Here is a 19,590-nt window from a genome sequence, read left to right as displayed (position 1 = left end):
ATTTAAGACTCAGAAACCTTGATTAGAGCCATCATTCATCAGCTCCGGTCATGAAGCAAGTGCTTGAGTGCTGGCTCTATTCTGGAGTAGCTAAATTTAAAGCCCAGTTCGGTGAGTTTTTTGGGTTTGGCTCTCATGCTATCAAACAATAAGCAGGAAGATTCTCCCATTAGGAGTTCCATCGCCCATTTAGGCGTGAACAAGATATGCGGACGTTTTAGCGTTTTAGCTAGTGTGCCGCTGAATATACGATTAGTCACAGGATGGGGGGCGCACATATTGAATGCACCGTGGGCATGTGGTGTTTCAAGCAAGTACATGATGGCGCGGACCATATCTAGGATGTGAATCCAAGGCATGTACTGATTACCGTTCCCGAGTGGGCCGCCTACGCCAAGCTTGTAAGGTAATAGCATTTTTGCCAACGCACCACCATTAAGGCCGAGTACCACGCCAGTTCTCAGTAGACAAACCCGTGTTTGTTCCGACTCTGCGCGCTTGGCTATTTGCTCCCACTTTGCACAAACCTCGTGAGGAAAGTCGTCGCTATTAACATGTAAGCACTCATCAAACGGATGGTCTTGTTGATCACCATAGTAGCCAACTGCCGAGCCACTAATAAAAACAGAGGGAGGTTCGGTACTAGCGTGGATCAGCTCAACAATTTGTTCGGTAATTTTCCAACGACTTTTGCAGATTTTTTCTTTTTGCTCGCTGGTCCACCTTTTATCCGCAATAGGCTCACCTGCAAGATTAATGACGGCATCAACGTGATTGAGATCGGCGAACGACTCGAGCGAGTCAAGGTATTCGATATTACCCAGATCAGCATGCTGTAGGCGTTGTTTTGCTCGCTCTGGAGAGCGTGTAAGTAGCATAACCTGGTGAGTTGATAGCAGCTTGAGCAACTCCGAGCCAATAAACCCAGTGCCACCTGTGAGTAATATCTTCATGTTATCTCTTTGAATGTACACGTATTAGAACATTATAGTCGCTTTGTGCTTAGCTTGATCATCTCAACACCATTATTTCTGGGATAGTGACAAGCTGGCAGAGATACTATTAACTTCACATATTAGAAAATATGTAACTAAATGTTATAGATGGCGCTAGTGTATTCACGGTAGAAGAGTGAAATCTATGCCAGACTAGAAGTTATCGCTCATTGGAACGAGCGTAATCAGTTTGCACAATCAAGGAGGATAGGCATGGAAGCATTTGTTGCGCTTTTTCGAGCGCTCCTCAATAGTGCTCGTGACTTATTACCCATCATCATTGTTATCACTTTTTTCCAATTAGTCGTTTTGCAAGAGCCGCTGCCCAACCTGGTCTCCATTCTTTTTGGCTTGTTGCTTGTCGTTTTAGGATTAACCTTTTTTATCTTTGGCCTAGAACTTGGTCTTTTTCCTATCGGAGAGAGTATGGCTCAAGCCTTTGCAAAAAAAGGCAGTGTGTTTTGGTTATTAGTCTTTGCGTTTTGTTTGGGGTTTGGCACCACGATAGCTGAACCTGCATTGACCGCGGTAGCGGAAGAAGCCTCAGAAGTTGCGGCAGAGGGCGGAATGATCGCTAACTCAGAGCAGTCCATGCAGGATTACGGAGAAGGACTTCGAGTAACAGTAGCTCTCTCTGTGGGGATAGCCATCGTTATCGGCGTTTTGCGTATCTTAAAAGGGTGGCCGATTCATTACATGATCATTGGTGGCTATGTAGGCGTTGTAATACTGACGTGGTTTGCACCTGAAGCCATTATTGGCGTCGCTTACGATTCCGGAGGTGTAACCACGTCCACCATAACAGTACCTTTGGTCACTGCACTGGGCGTCGGTTTAGCGTCTTCTATTAAAGGGCGCAACCCTATGGTGGATGGCTTTGGTTTAATCGCTTTTGCCTCGCTGTTACCGATGATGTTTGTGATGGTTTACGGAATGGTCGTAACATGATTTCAATTGATCATTTCCTAGACACTTTATTATCGACCGTTAGAGACGTCGTTCCCATCGCCAGCATTATTTTTGGTTTTCAGTTAGCCGTGTTAAGGCGTCCTGTTAGCAACCTTAAGAAAGTTTTGCTTGGGTTCGTTTATGTGATTTTCGGGCTAGCTCTTTTTTTACTTGGATTAGAAATGGCGTTGTTTCCACTTGGGGAGACGATGGCTGTGCAATTAACGGCGCCGGAGTTTTTACAAGAGTTCAAAGTATCTGTAGGGAAAGCCTTAATGTGGGTCGACTACTATTGGGTTTACACCTTCGCCTTTTTTATAGGCTTTAGTACCACGATTGCAGAGCCTTCTTTAATCGCTGTAGCGATAAAAGCAAGCCAAGTCTCTGGAGGAAGTATCAGTATTAACGGCTTGCGCGTAGCCGTTGCGTTTGGGGTGGCAACTGGTATTGCATTAGGTAGTTACCGGATTGTCGTGGGCGATCCCATTCATTATTACATCATCGCGGGTTACATCGTCGTTGTGATTCAAACGTTTTACGCTCCTAAGCTTATTGTTCCACTCGCCTACGATTCTGGAGGCGTAACAACTTCTACCGTCACTGTCCCACTTGTAACTGCATTAGGGTTAGGGCTCGCTTCGACCGTCCCTGGAAGAAACCCAATGATTGATGGCTTTGGCTTGATCGCGTTTGCCAGTCTATTTCCTATGATCTCTGTGATGGGCTATGCGCAAATAACCCAGTGGCTGAATAAAAACGTCTCGGAGGAAGAAGAAAATGCGCTTTAAATTGATACTTGCGTTTGTGGAAGACAGCAAAACAGACAAGGTGTTGGACGCTGCACGCGATGCTGGTGCGACCGGTGCTACGGTGATTAACAATGCTCGCGGACAAGGTTTAAATCAAAAGCGAACGTTTTTTGGTTTAACGCTAGAAGTGCAAAAAGATGTGCTGCTGTTTGTGGTCGAGGAACATCTCGCTCGACACATATTAGAAACCATTAATGAGGTTGGTGAATTTGACAGAGAGTCGGGACAGGGGATTGCTATTCAGATCGATATTGAAGATGCAGTCGGTGTCGCGCATCAAGTCGAGACATTGACCAAAGTAGTCGAGGATGAATTATGAGTGATCAAACGATAATTAGAGTTCGAGATGTTATGGCGGCAACGTATGTGATGGTTGATGGACTGATGACCGTATACGAAGGCATAACGCTAGCGAAAAAATACCAAGTCAAAGCGCTGGTGGTGAAAAAGCGAGATGATAATGATGAATATGGCATCGTGTTGATGAATGATATCGCCAAAAAGGTGCTGGCGAATAATCGTTCTCCTCAGCGCACAAATATTTATGAAATCATGACCAAGCCCGCTTTGTGTGTCGAACCAGATATGAACGTAAAATATTGTGCACGTTTGTTTGAGCGATTTGGCATAAGCAGAGCGCCGGTCATTGAAAGTGGCGAGGTCATTGGGATGGTGAGTTATAACAATATTGTCATCAATGGTATGGTGCGAGAAGAAGTGTAATAGGTTGATATAAATGAAAAATCAACGAATTTTTTCTCAAGTCAGCGACTGTTACAAAGAACTAAAATATTTAATATATGTTAGGTTGCATATGTGTTAATTCACCATTATTCTTTGCGCCCTAAGCCTAATGTCGAGGAATCTGTATCATGCCTTTAGTCTCTTGCCCCGTGTGTGAGAAACAAATCTCAAAACGCGCTCATGCATGTCCAGGATGCGGAGAGCCCGATCCGCTGCACCATCTAGCCAAATCAAAATTTATGTCGATGGTGTTTTGGATACTGGTGTTGGTTGGAACAGCGTATGCAGCATGGTTCTATGTTTTGCCTATGGTCATTGAATCATTGCGCTATCAGTAGTATTCAAACCGTCGTAGGTTGAGCTGCTAAAAAAATGCCGTAGAATGACCTCATACTTTTTGAGGAGACAATGTCGTGAAACTATTTTTTGCCTCAGACCTGCATGGCTCTTTGCCAGCAACTAAAGAAACCATTGGGCTATTTCTGGCCTCTGGTGCGCACCACCTGATTTTGCTAGGAGATACGCTAAACCATGGGCCGCGAAACCCTATTCCGGAAGGCTACAACCCTCCACAGGTAGCAGACTTATTGAACCAATACAGTGATCAAATTATTTCTGTACGTGGCAACTGTGATAGTGAAGTGGACCAAATGCTATTGAAGTTTCCAATGATGATGGATTACTCATGGGTGCTACTTGAATCTGGCAAGAGAATCTTTTTGACTCATGGTCACTTGTACAACTCTGAAAAACGGCCGCCACTACGTGAAGGTGATATCATCGCCCACGGTCATACACATGTTCCCGTCGCAGAGATGCAAGATGGAGCCATTATATTCAACCCAGGCTCGATGACATTCCCACGTAATGGCTTACCGAGAAGCTTTGGTACTCTAGAAGACAATAAGCTAACGGTAAAAACGCCAGAAGGCGAAGTATTAGCACAAACCATGATTTAACGGTTTTACTAAGTAAAAAAATAGGGAGCGAATTGCTCCCTATTTTGTGTCTGAATGTCCTAAATCGCGTTCTGGGTCGATAATGTCTCTTACGCGCTGTTTTAGCACCTTGGCTTCAGGAAAGCCGCTGTCTTTTTTCCGTTCCCAAATTTGCTGGCCATTACAGAAAATTTCGAAGCGACCACCTGTGTCTGGGTGTAAGCTGATTGTTTCTATTTCTTCACTAAAAGTATGCAGTAATTCTTGCGATAGCCAAGTTGAACGCAACATCCAGTTGCACTGGCGGCAGTAATAAATATCAATGATTGCTTTATCCATGAAACTTTCCTTTTAATCTTTTTAAACCAGCAACTTGATGCCCACCGCAAACGTGAGAATTTCGAATGCAACTTTAATCACTCTGTTACTGTATCGAGTCGCGGCCCATGCGCCTAAACTGCCGCCTAGAAAAGAGCTTAACAATAAAACAGGTAACCAAGCCCAGTGAATAGGCGCCCCTGCCTGTACGACGGCAATGCCTCCAATGCCATTCCAAAACAGGCCGACACAAATCATGGTGTAAGCAACGGCTTGTTTGTAGTCGTAACCAAACCAGCGCACCAAAAATAGTGTCACGAGCAAACCAGAGCCTGCGGTAAGAGATCCGTTAATGATGCCGATAAACAGTAAGCCAATTCCACCAATAACCCAACCAATAGGATGACGGTTGCGTATTACTTCAGCTTGGCCTAGCGATGTCTTAAGTCGCGAGTAGATACCCAGCGCTAGGATCATCGTGCCGAGCATCTTTTCCGCGATACCATCAGGGATCTGTACAATTAAGTTAGCCCCTAAAATCACGCCAATACTGCCGGACAAGATAAGGTAGAGCGCGACTTTCCGTTTAATAGTGCCTGATCTTAAATGCGTGCTTGCTGCGCCTAAGCCTAAAGCGACCGAAGCCACCTTATGTGTGCCTAGCGCAACGGAGAACGGTAAGCCGAGAAAGATGAGTAAAGGGAATTGAAGCAAGCCTGCTCCGCCACCGGAAAGTGAAGCCAGCGTGTTGGCGATTAGTGAACCGAAAAAGAGAGTAGTGGTATCTAGCCAATCCATAAGCAAAACAAAGGGGGCGTCTTGCCCCCTTATCATCCAATCAAAATTAGTTTTTAAACAGTACCGAAGAACCGTGGTTCAAGCTAGTGAGCAAGAGTGTTTTTTCGTTCACGACGTCAATACGACGACTTTGCTCCGCATCTAGCTTAAAAATTTGAGTAATCAAACGTAGCTGTGCTTCGGAAAAGTCTTTTGATTGAGAAGATGAAATATCTTTAAACTCCGAAGGCGAGACCAACAAATAGTTGTCACTTACTTCCCAGCGGCCTTTTTCCGAGATATTTATCGTTGATTCTGCGGTTGAACCTTGAGCGAATAGTTTTATATTTGCTACGCGAATATAGTCACCATTAGGGAGATATTTCACGTTTGATTCAACATTAACTCGGCGTAGTGGGCCGACAGTATCGTCAGGCAAGCTGTCTGTAATGACTGTCACCATGGTCGACTGCCATTCGTTTGCTGTGAGGAGCTGCTCCACTTTTAGGTCACTTCCCCAATACAACCAACTACTGAAAAGAACGGATACGGCCAAAACCGCAGATGCTAATTTAATCTTCATATTGGCCTCCTTTATTTGCAGATGTCTGTTGGATCGTTTTGACCTGCGAAAATACGCAGTGTTACGTTCTCGTAAGAGTGGTTACTGTCATGAATGTAGTTCAGAATCAGCTGGTTATTTTGTCCGCCAGTGGCAATCACTTCCACTGGCAACGAGTCTTCTGCATGGTGCTTCACGTAGCGCTCAATGCATTGCTCTATTGAGGGCAACCAGTTGTTGATTTGAGGGTGATTTACAGGTGTCATCACCGGTACATTTTGATACTCACCAATCTGACGGAATTGGGATTCCGCTGGGTTCGTGAATAACAATACGCAAACAGGAAGCAGCAGAGACAAAAAGATAATGATACGCGGTAGCCAGTTAATCGTGTTAGATGCTGGCTTCGGCTGAGTTTTAGTCGGCTCTACTTGAGGCTCAAGATCAGCAGTAGTATCGGTCACTATCTCTGTTGGTGGTGTATCGCTCGCTTCTAACTCCACTGCTGGCGCTTCGTGTTCAGAAGCGGTTTCTTCAACGTCAGTGTTAGAGTCAGTAGAAAATGGGCTCAAGCGTTCCACTGAACAAATGAGTTGGTAGCCACGTTTAGGTACCGTTTTAACAAACTCTGGAGATTTTGTTGAATCCTTCAACATCTTACGCAGAGTAGAAATCGCTTGAGTCAGGCTTGAGTCATCCACCTCAAAACCTTGCTCACGCCAAACAAACTCGTGAAGCTCGTTACGGGTTAAAACTTCGTTTGGTCTCTCTGCCAACATCAGAAGTATACGGCTTTCGTTGCTTCCTAATCGTACAACGTCGTTGCCGTTTTGTTGGTCAGCGAGCGAATTACTATTTGGATCAAAGGTGAACCTTTGAGCAAGTAGAAATTTGGTGCCAATGTTAGTCATTTAGTTCTTCTTAGATGGATGATGTTGTAATTATGGTGATTTATGTCACAAAATTACCGGGGCGCTTGGAGTGCGCACGACATTTTAGATGCTTTTAGACGGGTAGGATAATTAAAATTTTCTAAAAAAACACCGTTTTTAGCAATATTGACCTTGAATTTACATTTGTCAGCCACATGTTAAATGACATCTCGGTAAGGTGATTTCAAGGGGAAAGTCACAAACTTGTCCCTATGAAAAAGCCAATTAGTTTAGATGTTATGGAGCACACATGAGCGAAACCGTATCTCAAAATAAAGAAACTCGTGGTTTTCAATCAGAAGTAAAACAACTACTGCATTTAATGATCCATTCTCTTTATTCAAATAAAGAGATCTTTTTGCGCGAGCTGATCTCTAACGCATCAGATGCATCAGACAAACTGCGCTTTCAGGCGTTATCTAACCCAGATCTATACGAAGGTAATGCAGACCTTTGCGTGAAACTGTCGTTTGATGAAAGCGCAAATACCTTAACCATTTCTGATAACGGTATCGGTATGAGCCGTGATGATGTGATTGAGCACTTAGGAACAATCGCAAAATCTGGAACAGCCGAGTTTTTCTCAAAGCTATCTGAAGAGCAGAGCAAAGACTCTCAGCTTATTGGTCAGTTTGGTGTTGGTTTCTACTCGGCATTTATCGTTGCTGACGCCGTTACCGTGCGCACTCGCGCTGCGGGTCTAGCCGCTGATGAAGCGGTACAATGGCACTCAGCGGGTGAAGGTGAGTACACCATCGAAAACATTACCAAAGAGTCACGTGGTACCGACATCATTCTTCATATGCGTGAAGAGGGTAAAGAGTTTTTGAATGAGTGGCGTCTACGTGACGTTATCAGTAAGTACTCTGATCACATCGGCATTCCTGTTTCAATCCAAACTGTCGTTCGTGATGACGAAGGCAAGGAAACAGATGAGAAAAAGTGGGAGCAAATCAACAAAGCCCAAGCACTGTGGACGCGTAACAAATCTGATATTTCAGAAGAAGAGTATCAAGAGTTCTACAAGCACGTATCACATGACTTTGCCGATCCATTGGTCTGGAGTCATAACCGTGTAGAAGGTAAAAACGACTACACGAGCTTACTATACATCCCATCGAAAGCACCTTGGGATATGATGAACCGCGACCACAAATCAGGCTTGAAACTGTACGTACAGCGCGTATTCATTATGGACGATGCAGAGCAATTTATGCCGTCATACTTACGCTTCGTACGTGGTTTAATAGACTCAAACGATTTACCGCTAAACGTATCGCGTGAGATCTTACAAGACAATAAAGTGACTCAGTCTCTACGTAATGCTTGTACTAAGCGCGTGCTAACGATGCTCGAGCGTATGGCCAAGAATGACGAAGAGAAATACCAATCATTCTGGAAAGAGTTTGGTCTTGTGATGAAAGAGGGCCCTGCGGAGGACTTTGCAAACAAAGAGAAAGTTGCAGGTTTATTGCGCTTTGCTTCAACTGAAGTGGACTCTTCAGAGCAAACTGTGGGCTTGGCGTCTTACGTTGAGCGCATGAAAGAAGGTCAAGATAAGATCTACTACTTGACGGCAGACAGCTATGCAGCTGCGAAAAACAGCCCTCACTTAGAACAGTTCAAAGCGAAAGGCATTGAAGTTATTTTGATGTACGACCGCATTGATGAGTGGCTGATGAACTACTTAACTGAGTTTGATGGTAAACAGTTCCAGTCAATCACTAAAGCTGGGCTTGATCTAAGTCAGTTTGAAGATGAAGCAGAAAAAGAGAAGCAAAAAGAAACCGAAGAAGAGTTCAAGTCGGTTGTAGAGCGCACGAAGTCTTACCTAGGCGATCGTGTGAAAGAAGTTCGTACGACCTTCAAACTCGCATCTACGCCTGCTGTTGTGGTAACGGACGATTACGAAATGGGTACTCAAATGGCGAAGCTTCTTGCGGCAGCTGGTCAAGCTGTGCCGGAAGTGAAATACATCTTTGAGCTAAACCCTGAGCACAAATTGGTTAAGCGTATGGCTGACGAAGCCGATGAAGAAGCGTTTGGTCGCTGGGTTGAAGTTCTGCTTGGTCAGGCAATGCTAGCGGAGCGAGGCTCTATTGAGGATCCAACAGAGTTCTTAGGAGCCGTTAATCAACTTTTGACTAAGGTGTAATAACCTCTGCAAATCAAAAAGCTCGCATTTCGCGAGCTTTTTGTTTGTTGTCGCAAAATTTTGCATCTCAAGTGCTGAGTTAATAATCAATAGGGCGTGAAAGAGGGTACTGTTAACATTCTTTAGTCTTAATACACTCTTTGCTCAGAGAACCTGTGATAGAATCTGCGACTTGAATGTGAGTAATAAGGCGTGTATTTTTGCTCGCCTATATACGTTATACCGAAACTTATCGTTGCAGGTGCTTCTCAGGTTTGATGTCTAAGAGGTCAGCTATTGTGAGCTTCGGTATAAATCTTAAATATTAAAGAGGATAAATCATGCGCATCATTCTTCTAGGTGCTCCAGGTGCAGGTAAAGGCACACAAGCAAACTTCATCATGGAAAAATACGGTATTCCACAAATCTCTACTGGTGATATGCTTCGTGCTGCTATCAAAGCAGGTACAGAGCTTGGTAAACAAGCTAAAGCTGTTATTGACGCTGGTCAGCTAGTTTCTGATGAAATCATCCTTGGTCTTATCAAAGAGCGTATCGCTCAAGAAGACTGTGCAAACGGTTTCCTACTAGATGGTTTCCCACGTACTATCCCTCAAGCTGACGGCCTAAAAGAAATGGGCGTAGACGTAGACTACGTTATCGAATTTGACGTTGCAGACGATGTAATTGTTGAGCGTATGGCTGGTCGTCGTGCTCACCTTCCTTCTGGTCGTACTTACCACGTGGTTTACAACCCGCCTAAAGTGGAAGGTAAAGATGATGTAACTGGTGAAGATCTTGTTGTTCGTGATGACGACAAAGAAGAAACAGTACGTGCTCGTCTAGGTGTTTACCACGAGCAAACTGCGCCGCTAATCAACTACTACGGCAAAGAAGCTGAAGCAGGCAAGACTAAGTACCTTAAGTTTGATGGTACTAAGCAAGTAGCTGAAGTTAGTGCGGATATCGAGAAAGCACTATCTTAATTTGCTGAAGTCAAAAATTTAATATTTTGATATATTGAAAGCGGCCCAAGTGGTCGCTTTTTTAGTTTACTCGTAAACATATATCTAATTAACTTCAGCTCGGCTATTCGTTACTTCGAGGTTACTTAAATATATGAACCAAGCCGTTTACCATGAATAGGATGTTATGAAAGAGAATAATAAACAGGGTGTACTCCTAGTTAACCTGGGAACTCCTGACGCACCAACCGCTCCTGCCGTAAAGCGCTTTTTAAGTCAGTTTCTTCATGATCACCGAGTGGTAGACATGACTCGATGGCTTTGGTGTCCACTATTGCACGGCGTTATCCTTCCTATCCGAGCTCCTAAAGTTGCCAAACTCTATCAATCAGTATGGATGGAAGAGGGCTCGCCGTTGATGGTGTACTCTAAACGCCAAACTGAAAAGTTAGCACAAAAGCTTGATATACCTGTAGAGCTTGGTATGACGTATGGTAACCCAAGTTTACAATCAGGCTTTGAAGCCCTATTGGCGCAAGGCGTTGATGAAGTCATTGTTTTACCTTTGTATCCGCAATACTCGGGCACAACAACGGCAGCGGTTTCTGACGGAATCACTAAAGCATTTAAAAACCTGCCGGTGATGCCAGGCTTTAGCTTTATTCGTGATTATTACAATCACCCGAAATATATTGAAGCGTTAGCGCATTCAGTTCGTGAACATTGGCAAAAGAATGGCCAGGGAGATTACCTGCTGTGTTCTTATCATGGTATTCCAAAACGCTATGCTGACAATGGTGATGTTTACCCACAGCATTGTGAAGAGACGACTCGCTTGCTTGGGAAAGCGTTAGGTTTAAGCGAACAACAAATTGGCATGACGTATCAGTCCCGATTTGGGAGAGAAGAGTGGCTTCAACCTTATACCGATAAGACCCTAGAGGCACTTCCTGCAAAGGGTGTGAAAAATATTAATGTTGTGACCCCTGCATTTTCTTCAGATTGTTTAGAGACGTTGGAAGAGATCTCGGAAGAGTGTAAAGAGATTTTCCTTGAAGCAGGTGGTGAAAACTTTACCTACATCCCTTGTTTGAACGATAGTGAACTTCATATCGAGATGATGGTTGAGTTAGTTCAATCTAAACTTTAGATACAAAAAAGGGTCGCAATAGCGACCCTTTCTACGTTTAGTTGAGCGATCAAGCAACTTGTACTTGCTGCTCTTCTACTTGCTCTGCCGTGCTGTGCGTATTTTCAGCGCCATGCATCCAGCGAACGAGTGTATTAGAGAATAGGAGCAAAATTACGCCACTTACGGTTGCGCTGACCGCAATACCACTAAAGATAGCCATAGCGCCTAACTCGCCTACGTGAGAACCCACATAGCCCGCAACATAGTTAGCAATCGCATTACAGCCAAACCATGCACCCATCATAAGTGAAGCTAAGCGAAGCGGTGCTAATTTAGTCACCAATGAAAGACCAATTGGTGATAAACACAGCTCGCCTAATGTGTGGAAGAAGAAAGCGCCGACCAACCATAACATCGATGTTTTTACTGTTGTATCTCCACCTTGTTCTAGCACTGCGCCAACCATACAAAGGAAACCAATCGCCAAGAAAAATAGTGCCATCGCAAATTTCACTGGCGAAGTAGGTTCACGTTTACCCAATTTTACCCAAAGGACAGCCAGAACTGGCGCTAGAGTAATAATGAAAAATGGGTTTAGTGATTGGAACCACGCAGCAGGAACTTCGAAACCACCAATCATGCGATCAGTATATTGTTGAGTGTAGATGTTCATCAGACCACCAGCTTGTTCAAAGCCTGCCCAGAAGACAATAGTGAATAAGCTCATGACCAGAATTACTTTTAGTCGATTCACTTCTTCTTTGGTGAGTGGCTGCTTCGTGGTGGCGTTTTTGTTGTTTAGATCTCGTTTCGCCGCTGGTTCGCGACCAATATCACCAAGCCATGATTGAGCCAGTACCATTTGCATCACTAGGCTAACCAGCATACCCACACCAGCGGCAACAAAGCCAGCTTTCCAACCGTAAGAGGTTGTCACAGAGCCAGAAACGACGCCGGCAAGTAATGCACCTAAGTTGATACCCATATAAAAGATAGTGAATGCGCCGTCACGACGGTTGTCACCTTCTTGATAAAGGTCGCCAACCATGGTTGAGATATTTGGCTTAAAGAGACCGTTACCAGTGATAAGTAGGCCAAGACCTAAATAGAAACTGTGTAGCGAACCAATACCTAAAGCATCAGCAGGAAGTGCAAGAGTAAACTGGCCGATGGCCATTAACGCGCCACCAAGCAAAATTGAGCGACGTTGACCTAAATAGTTATCTGCTAGGTAACCACCGATAAGAGGCGTGATATACACAAGCCCTGTGTATATGCCGTATAGGTCTAATGCGTCTTTGGTTGACCAGCCAAGGCCGCCATTCATTGTTGTATCAGTAAGGTAAAGCACGAGAATGGCACGCATTGCGTAGTAAGAAAAGCGTTCCCACAGTTCTGTACCGAACAATAAGAACAGGCCACGCGGATGACCAAAATATTGATGTTGGTTTGACATAAGCTCTTCTAATAATAGTTATTACATTTTTTAACGACTTCTACGTATACAATGCAATTCAACGAGTGACAAATAATAAAATTTTGCCATTCAACTATTTTTGTTTGTTAAGTGGCTGTTTTTGATTGGATTTGCAGATTATATGATGGTGTATTGGTTGTGTTACAAACTTAATTTCCATTTTTGCCTATGGACTTCTTTATCGTAAGTTGCTGAAAAATGTCGTTAATGCGAGCGATGTATAATCATACTTTTATAGATAAACTGAATATCAATGACTCAACTTTGGCTTAATGCTAGGATAAAAACAAAATAGAATTGGCTAGTAAAAAGATGAAACGTTGGTATCTACTTTATTGTAAACGTGGGGAGCAGGTTAGGGCGAAACAACACCTTGAAAATCAAGGTGTAGAGTGCTTTTATCCAACTGTAGAAGTTGAGAAGATTTTGCGCGGTAAAAGACAAAAAGTCGAGGAACCGCTGTTTCCTTGTTACGTATTCGCTTACTTTGATTATGAGCAAGGGCCAAACTTCACCTCAGTCCGCTCTACTCGAGGTGTTGTTGACTTTGTGCGTTTTGGTGCTCAACCGAAAGAAGTTCAAGGTGACTTGGTCTTCGAATTGATGCAGCTAGAAAAGTGTTGTAATGACAATACCGTTTCTGAATGTATGCCAAAACCAGGCGATCAAATTAGAGTTAAAAGCGGTCAATTTGCGGGCATAGATGCCATCTTCCAAGAACAAGATGGTGAGAAACGCTCAATTATGCTAGTTCAGATGATCACCAAGCGTGTGCCTGTCAGCATAGACAATAGTGATTTAGATTTAAAATAGCCTAATTCCATCAAACATAAAAAGAGGTGCAAAAGCACCTCTTTTTGATCGTATCTAATTTTCTGTCTGTTTTAAAAGGGTTGGACGAACCGACCCTTATCTTTATCGTAGAGAATTAGTATGAGTCGTTGTGAACGGTCTGTACTGCACGACCTGATGGGTCAACACAGTTTTGGAACGATTCATCCCATTCAATCGCCTTCGCTGAAGAACACGCTACTGAAGGGCCTCCTGGTACACACTCTGCTGCTGATGGAAGTGGGAATAACTCTTCAAAGATTTCACGGTACACGTAGCCTTCTTTTGTCGTTGGCGTGTTGTATGGGAATCGATATTGAGCTGTTTCCATCTGCTGGTCTGTCACTTTCTGTTCCGCGACTTCTTTCAGCGTATCGATCCAGCTGTAGCCAACGCCATCAGAGAATTGCTCTTTTTGACGCCATGCGATCGATTCTGGCAGGTAGTGCTCGAAGCACTCACGAAGGATGTGTTTCTCCATTTTACCGTTGCCACACATCTTGTCTGCTGGGTTCAAGCGCATTGCTACATCTATGAACTCTTTATCTAGGAAAGGTACGCGTCCTTCAACTCCCCATGCTGCCAGCGACTTGTTAGCACGAGCACAGTCGAACATGTTCAGAGCAAGCAGTTTACGCACTGTCTCCTCGTGGAACTCTTTCGCGTTTGGCGCCTTGTGGAAGTAAAGGTAGCCACCAAAGATTTCGTCAGCGCCCTCACCAGACAATACCATCTTGATACCCATCGCTTTGATCTTACGACCCATTAAGAACATAGGTGTTGATGCGCGGATAGTCGTCACGTCATACGTTTCAATGTGGTAAATCACGTCACGAATCGCGTCCAAACCTTCTTGAATCGTGTACGTCATTTCGTGGTGAACGGTACCAATTTGGTCGGCAACTTCGCGAGCGGCTTTCAGGTCAGGCGCGCCTTCTAGGCCAACAGCAAAAGAGTGCAGTTGAGGCCACCAAGCTTCAGACTTTTCATCATCTTCAATACGCATCGCTGCAAAGCGTTTTGCTACCGCAGATGTAATAGAAGAATCTAGACCGCCTGAAAGAAGTACACCGTAAGGCACGTCAGTCATTAGTTGGCGTTTAACAGCCGCTTCTAGCGCTTCAGTCAATTCTTCTTTGCTAGTGCTGTTACCTTGTACTGCTGCGTACTCGTTCCAGTCACGAACATAGTAACGTGTTGGCTCAGTATCTTTAGAGCTGTAGTAGCTACCAGGAGGGAATTCACTTACTGTTTTACATACTGGAACAAGAGCCTTCATCTCTGATGCCACATAGTAGTTACCATGCTCATCGTGACCTTGATAAAGAGGGATAATACCAATATGGTCACGGCCGACTAAATACTCATCTTTTTCTTCGTCGTAGAGAACAAAAGCGAAAATACCGTTTAGTTCTTCAAGGAGATCTGCCCCCATATCTTGGTAAAGTGCAAGAATGACTTCACAGTCTGAATCGGTTTGAAATTCGTACTTTCCTTCGTAACGAGCACGAATTTCTTTATGGTTGTAGATTTCACCATTGACGGCAAGGATGAGCTTCTTATCAGGGCTGTATAGCGGCTGTGCACCACTATTTAGACCAACAATCGCCAAGCGCTCGTGCGCTAAAATAGCACGCTCTGAAGAGTAAATCCCAGACCAGTCTGGGCCACGGTGACGAAGTTTTTTCGACATCTCTAATGCGATAGGGCGCAATGCGGCTGCATCGCTTTTAATGTCTAAAATGCCAAATACTGAACACATACTACATCCTTACTAAACTAAACAATTTCTAATCGGTATGGTTTAAATTTGCCATTACTAATAAAAAAAGCAACGTTTTGTGATTAAAAAAATGACAAAAGGCCTTGTTGTATGGAAAATATTTAACTAAACCGTTGTTTTGGTGAATGAGATCAAGGTTTGGTATAAAAACTATACAAAAAAGGCTTTCTATCAATAGAAAGCCTTCCGAAAAATATCAGTGCTGTTGCTTATTTAATTGGTGTGAATTTAGGCTGAAGTTGTTTACAGACGTGTCGAGCAAAACCGCTACCAGCTTCACTATAAATATTGAATGCTGCGTCAACGCCATTTTCAAGTAAGCCTTCCAATTGATCTGGGTATTCGGCGATAGCGGCAATTTGCCCCTTATATTTTCTGCGTTTAAGCTGCTCAAGTGCTGTTTGGTTACCTTGATGATGTGGCATTGCAAGCAGAACCAGTTTTACATGACCTGTATCTAAAATTCGCTCCCAGAAATCCGGGTCGGTGGCATCACCAGAAATAACATTTCTTCCTTCTGAACGATGATGATGTGCAGCGTCTTCACGAATTTCTATACCCAATGAAATTTTGCCATAGCGTGAGCGTAGCTCATCATAAGCGCCCGTCCCAATACGCCCCATACCTAAGATCAATACTTGGGCATGACCTGGGTTGATGAGTTGGTCGCGTTGATTGAGCTTTTCTACCGCTGTCTCTTGCAGCCACTTACCTGAATGTTGATAAATTTTATGGCTAAGGCGGTTAAGTGGCGCGGAAATTACAAAGGATACCGACACCGCAACCGCAATCGCAGCAAGCATATCACTTGGCATCCAGCCCATTTTATAGGCCAACCCTGCAACAATAAGACCAAACTCACTGTAGTTAAATAGTGATAAAGAGGCGAGCAAAGAGGTACGTACTCGAAACTTAAAATGATTAATAGTGACGAAGTACAAGAGTCCTTTGATTGGTAGCAGTAAGATAAATAGCAGGGCGAGAACGACGCCATTCACGCTCAATGAGGCGGATAAACCAATGTTTAAAAAGAAGCAGACTAAAAAGAGCTCCTTCATATTGAATAATGACTTGGATAGTTCTGAGGCTTTTGGGTGACCTGCGAGTAGCATGCCTAAAATTAGCGCGCCCAAGTCTGGTTTCATCCCGACCAACTCGAATAGCCCAGCACCGACAACAAGCGCGAAGAAAATACCGAATAGCACCAGCATTTCGCCGTGGCCAACTTTATCGAGCAGCTTATAGAATAGGGGACGAAGGAAAGGCAGTGCGAACAAACCGATGGCATACCATTCTGGGACTTTTCCGGTTGAAGCAGTCAGGAATACTACGGCAAAAATATCTTGCATAACCAAGATACCGATCGCGAGTGTGCCGTAGGTCGCGTTCATTTCGCCTTTTTCTTGCAATGCTTTTACGGCAAAAACGGTACTAGAGAACGATAGTGCAAAAGCTAAAAGCAGGATTTGGCTGCCGTCCATACTGGCTAGCGAAGTCAAGCCCAGTAGTTTTAAGCCGGATAACGCTAGGGCAAAAAAAGCGGTAGAGAGTATGTTGTGGGCGGTTGCCCCTCCCCATATTTCTTTGGACAGCAGGGTTTTTACATCGAGTTTGAGTCCAATAGTAAACAGAAGAAGAGTAACACCAAGATCTGCGAGAGTGACGATAACGTCATTGCTTTGGTAACCAAATGCATGCAAGCCAAATCCAGCTAGTAGAAAACCAACGAGGGGAGGGAGGCTGCATTTAAGCGCAATAAAACCAGCTAAAAAAGCGGCTGTAATTAGAATAATTTCCATACTGTTAAGCTGTATTCCTGATATACAAAAACGGGCTGTGAAAACACAGCCCGAGATTGTAACTCAATTGGTTGTATAAACTTAGTCTTCCAGTAACTTTTGTAACAAAACTCCGTTCAGCATAGCGCGTTTAATCATCGCAAATGCGCCCATCGTTGGCTGCTTATCAATGTGAGAAGCCACGATAGGGAGGTCGTTATGGAAAGTTTTAAGAGATTGATTCTCTACGTTGCGTTGAATTGCAGGGAAAAGAATATCTTGTGCTGCAGTAATATCGCCAGCAATTACAATTTTCTGTGGATTAAATAAGTTAACCGTAATCGCAATCGCTTTACCTAGCTGGTTGCCCACTCGCACTAAACTCTGTTTCGCAAGTTCATCACCATTCATTGCGTGCTGACATACCGCTTCAATTGTGATGTTTTCAAGGTCGGTTAAGCTTGATTCGTATCCTTGAGTAATCAGTTGCTTCACTCGTTGAATAATCGCTGGGTTTGCAGCTACGGTTTCTAAACAGCCAAAGTTTCCACATTGGCATTGCTCACCAAGCGGGTCAATTTGGATATGACCAATTTCACCGACGTTGCGGTTAAAACCAAGAAAAACCTGGCCGTTAACGATAATACCTGCGCCAGTACCGCGGTGGACGCTAACCAAAATAGAATCCTGGCAGTCTTGGCTTGCTCCAAAGTAGTGCTCAGCCAACGCCATGCCACGTACGTCGTTGCCAACAAAGCATGCTGTATTAAACTTCTCTCCAACAATTTCACCGAGAGCAAGATTATCGATATCGGTATTAGGCATGTATTCGACCACGCCAGTTGTTGGGTTAACAAGGCCCGGTAAAGTGATGCCGATAGCGATGAGTTGATCAATTTTGTCTTCGCAACGGCTTACGAAATCTTTTAATAAATCGATGAGTCCTGCGATTAAGTCTGCTTGGTTAGTGTAGTGCAGTTCATGCTGATCTTCTGCCAGCGCGGTACCACCTAAATCGTATAAACTGAACTGTACGTAATCTCGACCTAAGCGAACGGCAATCGAATGAAAAGGTTTGACTTCAGTAGTCAAAGAGATCGCACGACGACCACCAGTTGAAGCTTGTTGGGCGACCTCCTTAATAAGGCCGCGCTCTAAAAGTTGGCGGGTTATTTTGGTAACACTAGCAGGCGCGAGCTGACTCACGTCCGCGACTTGAATACGGGAGATAGGACCTTGCTGATCAATCAGCCTATATACCGCAGCGCTGTTAAGCTGTTTTACTAAATCTACATTACCAATCTGTCCGCCATTCATGCTTAATTTTGCTCGTATTGTCCGTTAACAACCGTCGCTTTTACTTTAAAGTCACGATCGAAAATAGTCAGGTTTGCAACCATCCCTTTTCGAACTCGGCCAAGGCGATCCTCAACACCAATTGCTGTTGCTGGGTATAACGTGGCCATTCGTAGAGCTTCGTCTAAAGCGATCCCCGCGTGCTCAACTGAATTCTGAACTGCTTCAATCATTGTCAAAGCTGAGCCGCCTAGCGTGCCATTTTCATCAACACACTTACCATCTCGGTAATATACTTTCTTACCGACAAAAATAAAGTGATCAATGTTAGCACCTGCTGGAGCTGTGGCATCCGTCACCAAAACAAGCTTTTCACCTTTGATTTTATGAGCAATTCGGATGTTTGCGTAGTCGACGTGAAAACCATCAGCAATAATGCCAGCATATACGTCAGGAGTATCGTAAATTGCACCAACAACTCCTGGTTCACGACCAACCATTGGTGTCATTGCATTAAAGAGGTGTGTAGCAAAAGTAATGCCTGCTTCAAAGCTTTTACGTGCTTCGGCGTAGGTTGCATTTGTGTGGCCAATTGAAACTACGATGCCAGCAGCCTTTAATCGCGCAATATGCTCTGGGTCGTTATGCTCAGGTGCTAGTGTTACTTTCGCTACGATATCGGCGTTTGCGCAGATAAGGTCGATCATGCTTTCGTCTGAAGGGCGAATAAAATCTACGTTATGGATGCCTTTTTTCGCGACGTTAAGGTAAGGACCTTCGAGGTGTAAACCAAGCGATTGATTTTGATACTTGTTGTGGTACTCACGAGCTGCAGCAATTGCAGTTCGCATATCTTCATCAGATGACGTAATGAGTGTTGGCAGGAAGCTAGTACAGCCAGATTTGAGGTTTGCCTGGTGCATGATTTGCATTGTTTCAGGGGTAATTGCATCGTTTAGCATTACACCGCCACAACCGTTCAACTGCAGATCGATAAAGCCTGGGCTTAGATTAGCGCCTGTAAGGTCTTTTACTTCGATGCTTTGAGGTAGCTCAGAAACCGGCACAATAGATTGAATAAGATCGTTTTCGATGATGACCGCATGATCGGTAAGAACATCACTACCGGTATAAATTTTACAGTTACTTAGCGCGTACATAGTCAGCTAGT

Annotated in this window: 20 protein-coding genes; 10 read left to right on the top strand and 10 right to left on the bottom strand. The window is 44.1% G+C overall.

The genetic code is table 11. From position 1 onward, the window contains the following. Positions 1 to 38 precede the first annotated feature (38 nt). Positions 39 to 953 (bottom strand): TIGR01777 family oxidoreductase, encoded by a 915-nt coding sequence (locus R7H07_RS21570; RefSeq protein WP_005382076.1) that lies wholly within the window; start codon positions 951 to 953, stop codon positions 39 to 41. A 255-nt stretch (positions 954 to 1,208) separates the two neighbouring features. Between R7H07_RS21570 and R7H07_RS21565 the strand changes: the two genes are divergently transcribed. From R7H07_RS21565 to yfcE, 6 genes are all read left to right on the top strand, one after another. Continuing rightward, complete coding sequence (locus tag R7H07_RS21565; protein WP_005382077.1) at positions 1,209 to 1,943, top strand: DUF1538 domain-containing protein; 735 nt, start codon at positions 1,209 to 1,211, stop codon at positions 1,941 to 1,943. Then, the gene (locus R7H07_RS21560) at positions 1,940 to 2,731 is read left to right on the top strand and encodes a DUF1538 domain-containing protein (RefSeq protein WP_206959846.1); all 792 of its coding nucleotides are present in this window, start codon (positions 1,940 to 1,942) and stop codon (positions 2,729 to 2,731) included. The genes R7H07_RS21565 and R7H07_RS21560 overlap by 4 nt, the downstream gene beginning before the upstream one ends. Beyond that, complete coding sequence (locus R7H07_RS21555; RefSeq protein WP_206959848.1) at positions 2,721 to 3,071, top strand: P-II family nitrogen regulator; 351 nt, start codon at positions 2,721 to 2,723, stop codon at positions 3,069 to 3,071. The genes R7H07_RS21560 and R7H07_RS21555 overlap by 11 nt, the downstream gene beginning before the upstream one ends. Continuing rightward, on the top strand, positions 3,068 to 3,475 hold the full coding sequence (locus R7H07_RS21550; RefSeq protein ID WP_005382085.1) for a CBS domain-containing protein: 408 nt from the start codon (positions 3,068 to 3,070) through the stop codon (positions 3,473 to 3,475). Before R7H07_RS21555 ends, R7H07_RS21550 begins: the two co-directional genes overlap by 4 nt. 149 nt (positions 3,476 to 3,624) lie before the next feature. Continuing rightward, positions 3,625 to 3,834 carry a hypothetical protein gene (locus R7H07_RS21545; RefSeq protein ID WP_005382086.1) on the top strand — a complete coding sequence of 70 codons (210 nt, stop codon included), beginning with the start codon at positions 3,625 to 3,627 and terminating at the stop codon, positions 3,832 to 3,834. A gap of 75 nt (positions 3,835 to 3,909) precedes the next feature. Next, positions 3,910 to 4,455, top strand: coding sequence for a phosphodiesterase (gene yfcE / locus R7H07_RS21540; RefSeq protein ID WP_206959850.1), 546 nt, complete (start codon positions 3,910 to 3,912; stop codon positions 4,453 to 4,455). A gap of 39 nt (positions 4,456 to 4,494) precedes the next feature. On the opposite strand, the gene R7H07_RS21535 is transcribed toward yfcE, so the two are convergent. From R7H07_RS21535 to R7H07_RS21520, 4 genes are read right to left on the bottom strand one after another with little or no spacing between them, the layout of a single operon-like run. Further along, the gene (locus tag R7H07_RS21535; RefSeq protein ID WP_005382088.1) at positions 4,495 to 4,773 is read right to left on the bottom strand and encodes a SelT/SelW/SelH family protein; all 279 of its coding nucleotides are present in this window, start codon (positions 4,771 to 4,773) and stop codon (positions 4,495 to 4,497) included. A gap of 21 nt (positions 4,774 to 4,794) precedes the next feature. Further along, on the bottom strand, positions 4,795 to 5,550 hold the full coding sequence (locus R7H07_RS21530) for a sulfite exporter TauE/SafE family protein (RefSeq protein WP_137281785.1): 756 nt from the start codon (positions 5,548 to 5,550) through the stop codon (positions 4,795 to 4,797). A gap of 46 nt (positions 5,551 to 5,596) precedes the next feature. After that, positions 5,597 to 6,112 (bottom strand): transmembrane regulator ToxS, encoded by a 516-nt coding sequence (gene toxS, locus R7H07_RS21525; protein ID WP_005382091.1) that lies wholly within the window; start codon positions 6,110 to 6,112, stop codon positions 5,597 to 5,599. A gap of 11 nt (positions 6,113 to 6,123) precedes the next feature. Beyond that, on the bottom strand, positions 6,124 to 7,002 hold the full coding sequence (locus tag R7H07_RS21520; protein ID WP_206959852.1) for a transcriptional regulator: 879 nt from the start codon (positions 7,000 to 7,002) through the stop codon (positions 6,124 to 6,126). A 271-nt stretch (positions 7,003 to 7,273) separates the two neighbouring features. On the opposite strand from R7H07_RS21520, the gene htpG reads away from it, so the two are divergent. The 3 genes from htpG (at position 7,274) to hemH (ending at position 11,272) form a co-directional block, all read left to right on the top strand. Next, a complete protein-coding gene (gene htpG, locus R7H07_RS21515) occupies positions 7,274 to 9,178 on the top strand; it encodes a molecular chaperone HtpG (RefSeq protein WP_053303298.1) in 1,905 nt (634 codons plus the stop codon). A 320-nt stretch (positions 9,179 to 9,498) separates the two neighbouring features. Next, the gene (gene adk / locus R7H07_RS21510; RefSeq protein WP_005382094.1) at positions 9,499 to 10,143 is read left to right on the top strand and encodes an adenylate kinase; all 645 of its coding nucleotides are present in this window, start codon (positions 9,499 to 9,501) and stop codon (positions 10,141 to 10,143) included. A 166-nt stretch (positions 10,144 to 10,309) separates the two neighbouring features. Further along, positions 10,310 to 11,272: a ferrochelatase gene (gene hemH, locus R7H07_RS21505; protein WP_064353706.1), complete on the top strand. Its 963-nt coding sequence runs from the start codon at positions 10,310 to 10,312 to the stop codon at positions 11,270 to 11,272. A 49-nt stretch (positions 11,273 to 11,321) separates the two neighbouring features. On the opposite strand, the gene R7H07_RS21500 is transcribed toward hemH, so the two are convergent. Continuing rightward, positions 11,322 to 12,710, bottom strand: a complete 1,389-nt coding sequence (locus tag R7H07_RS21500; RefSeq protein WP_005382097.1) for a peptide MFS transporter — start codon at positions 12,708 to 12,710, stop codon at positions 11,322 to 11,324. 333 nt (positions 12,711 to 13,043) lie between these two features. Between R7H07_RS21500 and rfaH the strand changes: the two genes are divergently transcribed. Beyond that, on the top strand, positions 13,044 to 13,544 hold the full coding sequence (gene rfaH / locus R7H07_RS21495; RefSeq protein WP_005382098.1) for a transcription/translation regulatory transformer protein RfaH: 501 nt from the start codon (positions 13,044 to 13,046) through the stop codon (positions 13,542 to 13,544). A 115-nt stretch (positions 13,545 to 13,659) separates the two neighbouring features. On the opposite strand, the gene asnB is transcribed toward rfaH, so the two are convergent. The 4 genes from asnB to nagA all read right to left on the bottom strand — a co-directional run bounded on the left by asnB (position 13,660) and on the right by nagA (position 19,579). Then, positions 13,660 to 15,324, bottom strand: a complete 1,665-nt coding sequence (asnB, locus tag R7H07_RS21490) for an asparagine synthase B (protein WP_005384979.1) — start codon at positions 15,322 to 15,324, stop codon at positions 13,660 to 13,662. 230 nt (positions 15,325 to 15,554) lie between these two features. Continuing rightward, positions 15,555 to 17,144 (bottom strand): cation:proton antiporter family protein, encoded by a 1,590-nt coding sequence (locus tag R7H07_RS21485; RefSeq protein ID WP_005384981.1) that lies wholly within the window; start codon positions 17,142 to 17,144, stop codon positions 15,555 to 15,557. An 81-nt stretch (positions 17,145 to 17,225) separates the two neighbouring features. Next, positions 17,226 to 18,440 carry a DNA-binding transcriptional regulator NagC gene (gene nagC, locus R7H07_RS21480; RefSeq protein ID WP_053307520.1) on the bottom strand — a complete coding sequence of 405 codons (1,215 nt, stop codon included), beginning with the start codon at positions 18,438 to 18,440 and terminating at the stop codon, positions 17,226 to 17,228. A 2-nt stretch (positions 18,441 to 18,442) separates the two neighbouring features. Then, entirely contained in the window at positions 18,443 to 19,579 is a 1,137-nt protein-coding gene (nagA, locus tag R7H07_RS21475; RefSeq protein WP_065274257.1) for an N-acetylglucosamine-6-phosphate deacetylase, read from the bottom strand. Positions 19,580 to 19,590 lie beyond the last annotated feature (11 nt).

Origin of the sequence: Vibrio sp. Vb1127, assembly GCF_033338735.1 — a bacterium.
GTDB lineage: Bacteria > Pseudomonadota > Gammaproteobacteria > Enterobacterales > Vibrionaceae > Vibrio > Vibrio alginolyticus.
Note: the sequence above shows the minus strand (reverse complement) of the source record. Positions and strands in the feature narration are given on the sequence as shown.

What these genes read in the sequence shown, in the direction of transcription:
- R7H07_RS21570 (WP_005382076.1), bottom strand. Translation starts at nt 953, where the DNA reads ATGAAGATATTACTCACAGGTGGCACTGGGTTTATTGGCTCGGAGTTG.
- R7H07_RS21565 (WP_005382077.1), top strand. Translation starts at nt 1,209, where the DNA reads ATGGAAGCATTTGTTGCGCTTTTTCGAGCGCTCCTCAATAGTGCTCGT.
- R7H07_RS21545 (WP_005382086.1), top strand. Translation starts at nt 3,625, where the DNA reads ATGCCTTTAGTCTCTTGCCCCGTGTGTGAGAAACAAATCTCAAAACGC.
- R7H07_RS21555 (WP_206959848.1), top strand. Translation starts at nt 2,721, where the DNA reads ATGCGCTTTAAATTGATACTTGCGTTTGTGGAAGACAGCAAAACAGAC.
- R7H07_RS21500 (WP_005382097.1), bottom strand. Translation starts at nt 12,710, where the DNA reads ATGTCAAACCAACATCAATATTTTGGTCATCCGCGTGGCCTGTTCTTA.
- R7H07_RS21560 (WP_206959846.1), top strand. Translation starts at nt 1,940, where the DNA reads ATGATTTCAATTGATCATTTCCTAGACACTTTATTATCGACCGTTAGA.
- R7H07_RS21535 (WP_005382088.1), bottom strand. Translation starts at nt 4,773, where the DNA reads ATGGATAAAGCAATCATTGATATTTATTACTGCCGCCAGTGCAACTGG.
- htpG (WP_053303298.1), top strand. Translation starts at nt 7,274, where the DNA reads ATGAGCGAAACCGTATCTCAAAATAAAGAAACTCGTGGTTTTCAATCA.
- toxS (WP_005382091.1), bottom strand. Translation starts at nt 6,112, where the DNA reads ATGAAGATTAAATTAGCATCTGCGGTTTTGGCCGTATCCGTTCTTTTC.
- R7H07_RS21550 (WP_005382085.1), top strand. Translation starts at nt 3,068, where the DNA reads ATGAGTGATCAAACGATAATTAGAGTTCGAGATGTTATGGCGGCAACG.
- adk (WP_005382094.1), top strand. Translation starts at nt 9,499, where the DNA reads ATGCGCATCATTCTTCTAGGTGCTCCAGGTGCAGGTAAAGGCACACAA.
- R7H07_RS21530 (WP_137281785.1), bottom strand. Translation starts at nt 5,550, where the DNA reads ATGGATTGGCTAGATACCACTACTCTCTTTTTCGGTTCACTAATCGCC.
- hemH (WP_064353706.1), top strand. Translation starts at nt 10,310, where the DNA reads ATGAAAGAGAATAATAAACAGGGTGTACTCCTAGTTAACCTGGGAACT.
- asnB (WP_005384979.1), bottom strand. Translation starts at nt 15,324, where the DNA reads ATGTGTTCAGTATTTGGCATTTTAGACATTAAAAGCGATGCAGCCGCA.
- R7H07_RS21485 (WP_005384981.1), bottom strand. Translation starts at nt 17,144, where the DNA reads ATGGAAATTATTCTAATTACAGCCGCTTTTTTAGCTGGTTTTATTGCG.
- nagC (WP_053307520.1), bottom strand. Translation starts at nt 18,440, where the DNA reads ATGAATGGCGGACAGATTGGTAATGTAGATTTAGTAAAACAGCTTAAC.
- rfaH (WP_005382098.1), top strand. Translation starts at nt 13,044, where the DNA reads ATGAAACGTTGGTATCTACTTTATTGTAAACGTGGGGAGCAGGTTAGG.
- nagA (WP_065274257.1), bottom strand. Translation starts at nt 19,579, where the DNA reads ATGTACGCGCTAAGTAACTGTAAAATTTATACCGGTAGTGATGTTCTT.
- R7H07_RS21520 (WP_206959852.1), bottom strand. Translation starts at nt 7,002, where the DNA reads ATGACTAACATTGGCACCAAATTTCTACTTGCTCAAAGGTTCACCTTT.